The 4,080-nt window shown below is 59.0% G+C and carries 3 protein-coding genes; 1 reads left to right on the top strand and 2 read right to left on the bottom strand.

Annotated features, from left to right (window positions below; all coding sequences use genetic code 11):
* Positions 1-271: 271 nt before the first annotated feature.
* Positions 272-664, bottom strand: a complete 393-nt coding sequence (locus DC522_RS32675; RefSeq protein WP_116532583.1) for a 4a-hydroxytetrahydrobiopterin dehydratase — start codon at positions 662-664, stop codon at positions 272-274.
* A gap of 512 nt (positions 665-1,176) precedes the next feature.
* On the opposite strand from DC522_RS32675, the gene DC522_RS32670 reads away from it, so the two are divergent.
* Positions 1,177-2,904, top strand: coding sequence for an alpha/beta hydrolase (locus DC522_RS32670; RefSeq protein ID WP_245444735.1), 1,728 nt, complete (start codon positions 1,177-1,179; stop codon positions 2,902-2,904).
* An 82-nt stretch (positions 2,905-2,986) separates the two neighbouring features.
* Here DC522_RS32670 and DC522_RS32665 read toward each other — a convergent pair whose 3' ends face one another.
* Positions 2,987-3,424, bottom strand: a complete 438-nt coding sequence (locus DC522_RS32665; RefSeq protein ID WP_116532581.1) for a phasin — start codon at positions 3,422-3,424, stop codon at positions 2,987-2,989.
* Positions 3,425-4,080 lie beyond the last annotated feature (656 nt).

Raw genomic sequence — 4,080 nt, 5'->3', positions numbered from 1 at the left:
CCTCGATGAAGCGCGTCATCTTGGCCTCCCACGTCGGAGAGCAAGTCTACCAAATCAGCCTGTTTCCACACAGCCTCCCCGTGTGAACAGACCTTCGCGTTAGGTCCGAGACGTGCCGATACTGTTGAAAAAGTCTGCAACTGCCGCTTTTGGCGTGATTAGCATACAGGATGCTGGGCTTCGTCCGGCACACTGACGCTAGTAATAGATCGATGAAGTAGGGCTTGGGAGTTTTTCAACGAAATCTGCCATTTGCAGACATTTGACCGACTTACAATTCCAGCCGGATCGTACAGGTCGTGAGCAGCGGGCACGGGCCAATTGATAGGTTTTCAGCCAAGTCGTCTATCTCGGTGGCCATAATGAAGTCATTCTCGTGCAGCCCCTGGATCTTCTTGGTCTGAAGGGACACCGTTGCATAGCCCCGGCCGAAGCTAACATCTGGGTGATGACCCTCGGCCTCGGCTAATTCGGCCACCTTTCTTACAAAGGTGAACGCTTCGGCAAAGTTCTTGAACCTATACGTCCGCTCGATCCGCCGAGCCTCATCCTGGAGTGACCAACCGGGAGCCTGCTTTCGAAACGCGGCGACCTTCATCCAGCGTGAGCGGGATGCCGCCGCGACAGGGGTGCAGGTCTTTGTGACGAGAGATGTTACAGTCATGATCTCCTCCACTGAGCCTGAGGCCCTTAATCTCTTCTCCCGCGCCTAACCTGTCTTGAACCATGCTGTCATAGGATCTTGCATGAGGCACTTTGACCTCAGCTCACAGGAACCAGCCCCACGCGATAGCGCGTTCTTCCAGGGTCGCCATTCGCATCAACGCGACGGACCACACCATTTGGCGAGCCCAGCTCATCTCGCTTCACTGTTGAATAGCGGAGCAGGAACGGGCACTCCAAAGACGCCCTAACGCAAAGGTGTCTGAGAGTTGCGCCCACAAACTTTGGAGGAAGCTCATGGCCGGCGAGGACAGTCACAAGACGCAAGCACAGTTGGTGGGTGGAACCATGCCTGGACCCGATGTGATGCTCGGCCTTTGGGCTTCTTGGATGGACCAGATGTCAGGTGCAATCCAACCCCCATTTAGCCCAAGTGCGGCGTGGTGGGAGATAACAACCAGCAGCCCGGCTTCAAGCGTGATCGCAGGAGGGATCAGTCAGTTCCAGGAAAGCTTGGCAAAGGATCCGACCCTCCGCTCCATTGACCGGATGTGGAACGCCAATCCCCTGCGCGAGGTCGTGCCGGTCGACTGGGCCGAGATCGCACGGGCTTTGCGTATCGTCTGGCTACGCTCGCTGAACAAGCCTACCACGGCTTTAGCTGTCGCGGATCTCAATCAGGATCTATGGCGCTCTGCCCTTGGCGTGTGGCAGGAGGCAGGGCAGCGCTGGCTGGGCCTTGCCGGCTCGTCCTCAGCCGGAAGCCCAGCTTCCACCGCAGACAAGCGGTTTGCTGCTCCCGAATGGCACGCAAATCCGGTCTACCGCACCCTCCAGCAAATCTATTTGCTCGCGTCGGACTGGCTCCTGCAGCAGGGCGACGTGGACGGCGTGGACGAGGCCGAGCAGCGACGCATCAACTTCCATCTGCAGCAGTTCGTGGATGCCATGAGCCCCACCCTGATGCTGTTGTCGAACCCCGTTGCGCTTCAGAAAGCCGTGGAGACCGGCGGAGCCAGTATTGCGGCGGGCGCCGCCAACCTGATCGCCGATCTCCAGGCCGGGCGTCTCAGCATGGTCGACACCGAGGCTTTTGCCCCGGGGCGGAACCTCGCCCTCACGCCCGGAAAGGTCGTCCATCGCAATCGCCTGATCGAGCTGATCCAGTATGCACCCACGGCAGAGAAGGTCCACGAGACGCCGCTGCTGATCATGCCGCCGTGGATCAACAAGTACTACATCCTCGACATGCAGCCTAAGAATAGCTTGGTGCGTTACTTGGTCGAGCACGGGTTCACGGTCTTCCTGATCTCCTGGAAGAACCCGGATGCGTCCATGGACGAGATTGGGATCGAGGACTACATGGACCTCGGGCCGCTTGAAGCCAGCGATGTGGTGCGTGAGATCACAGGCAGCCCTACGGTCAACGTGATGGGTTACTGCATCGGTGGAACGCTGTTGACGATGACGTTGGCTGTCCTCGCCGCCAAAGGCGACAGACGATTCAACTCAGCCAGCTTCATGGTATCGCTGCAGGACTTCTCTCGAGTGGGCGACACCGCGGTCTTCATGGACGAGCCGGGAATCGATTTGATCGAACAGCAGATGATGGAGCGCGGCTATCTCGACAGCCGTGAGATGTCCAACATGTTCAACCTGCTGCGCTCCAACGATCTGATCTGGGCCAATGTGGTCAACAATTACCTGATGGGCAACAAGCCGCCCGCTTTCGATCTGCTGTACTGGAACAGCGACGGCACCCGGATGGCTCGCGCCGCCCACAGCTGGTATCTGCGCAACACCTATGTTGAGAACAATCTGATCAAGCCCGGCACGATCACGCTCAAGGGCGAGGCGGTTGATCTCGGCCGCATTCACCAGGACACCTATGCTGTGGGGGCGGAGAAGGACCACATCGTGCCATGGGATGCGGCCTGGCGCATCACGCAGCTGTTCGGCGGGGACGTGCGTTTCGTGCTGGCCTCCAGCGGCCATATTGCCGGGATCATCAACCCGCCCGGTGGGAAAGGCACCTACTGGACGCAGGACGGCCATGCCGCGTCAGTGAGCAGCCCCGAGGAGTGGCGGCAGAGCGCCATCCGGCATGAGGGTAGCTGGTGGTCTGACTGGACGGCGTGGCTTTCGGTCCGGTCGGGGCGGAAAGGCGCACCACCACGGATGGGCAGCGCGAAGTATCCGCCCCTGCAGGATGCGCCAGGCACTTATGTGCTCGAACGGTAGGGCAAAGGCGCCAGTGAGTACGGCCCCGGCCACGGAATGAATGACCGGGACCTCCTCACTTCGAGCTCCCGCTGCTCCAGTCTTATTTTCTGGTACTTCTGCCTCTCGAGCCTGCCGTTCCGCCGGTTTGGTCCGTGTTCGTCTGACCTGAGCTTGCTTGGCTCAGAGCTGATTGCATGCTGGCACTGAACTCGCGCATCTGCGCCTGCATGGCCTCGAACTGCGAGCGGACGAACTCGGCCTGGATCTGCGCCGCCTCCTGCGGATTTCTGGCCCGAACAAGCCGCTCGGCCATGTCTAGCGCAGCGTGGATGTTCTCCTCTGCGGTGGAAAATGTCCTCTGGGTCAGGTCCCTGGTGCTAGACCGAGCCGTGTCAGCCGATTGCTCCATGGTTTCGGCGGCCCTGCGGGCTGCCCCCAGGAAGGTGTCCAGCGCTTGGCGGGCCTGTTCGAGACTTCTCTCGGCTCCCTCGCGCATCTGCGCAGGAACCTCGAGGCTGGTCTGTCTTGCATCGGCCATGATCGATCTCCGTTCGGCTGTTCCCGCGGCCGCAGCCGGTTGGGTTAGTTCGGACCGAAGGTCCCGCTGCACCGCAGACGAGAAACGCTGATAGGCGCGTAAAGGATCGAAAGACTGGTCGGCTAAAGGTGAAGCTAAGGTCGTCCAATCTTGCGCTAATGAACGTCCGCTGACCGCCTAGACATAGAACTATGGCCAAGATCTGGGATGTGCCAAACGCGACATTTGCATAAGTCAGGCTCCACACGCTCCTCGACAAAATCTATTTTAAAACCCAGACTTAACTGGAAGCACTTGTCAGGAACTTGCAAAATAAGGGGGGCTCACCAGCACTGCAGCTTCTTAAGGTTCGCAGGAACCTCTCAAGCTCGGTTGGATTGATTCACATAGCTTAAATTTTGGGCAGAAAGGCCGCTTATGGCCAACCATCATAAGCCCAGTATCTATGACAAACTTCCCAGCTTTCGCTGGGCAGCAGGCGTCTGCAGTATCAGCAATACAAGCGTTCCAATCCAATATAGTTGAAAGCGCATGAGGTTAGGCCCATGAGCAGCTTGGCCGCTGAGTCCGGTGAATCCGTCTACGACGTACCGTCCGAGTGGAGCCACCGCGCCTATCTGGACGATGCCGGCTACCGCGCGAAATACGAGGCTTCG

It is taken from the genome of Microvirga sp. KLBC 81 (assembly GCF_003075415.1).
Classification (GTDB): domain Bacteria; phylum Pseudomonadota; class Alphaproteobacteria; order Rhizobiales; family Beijerinckiaceae; genus Microvirga.
The sequence above is the reverse complement of the archived record's forward strand: the minus strand, read 5'-3'. Positions and strand labels throughout refer to the sequence as shown.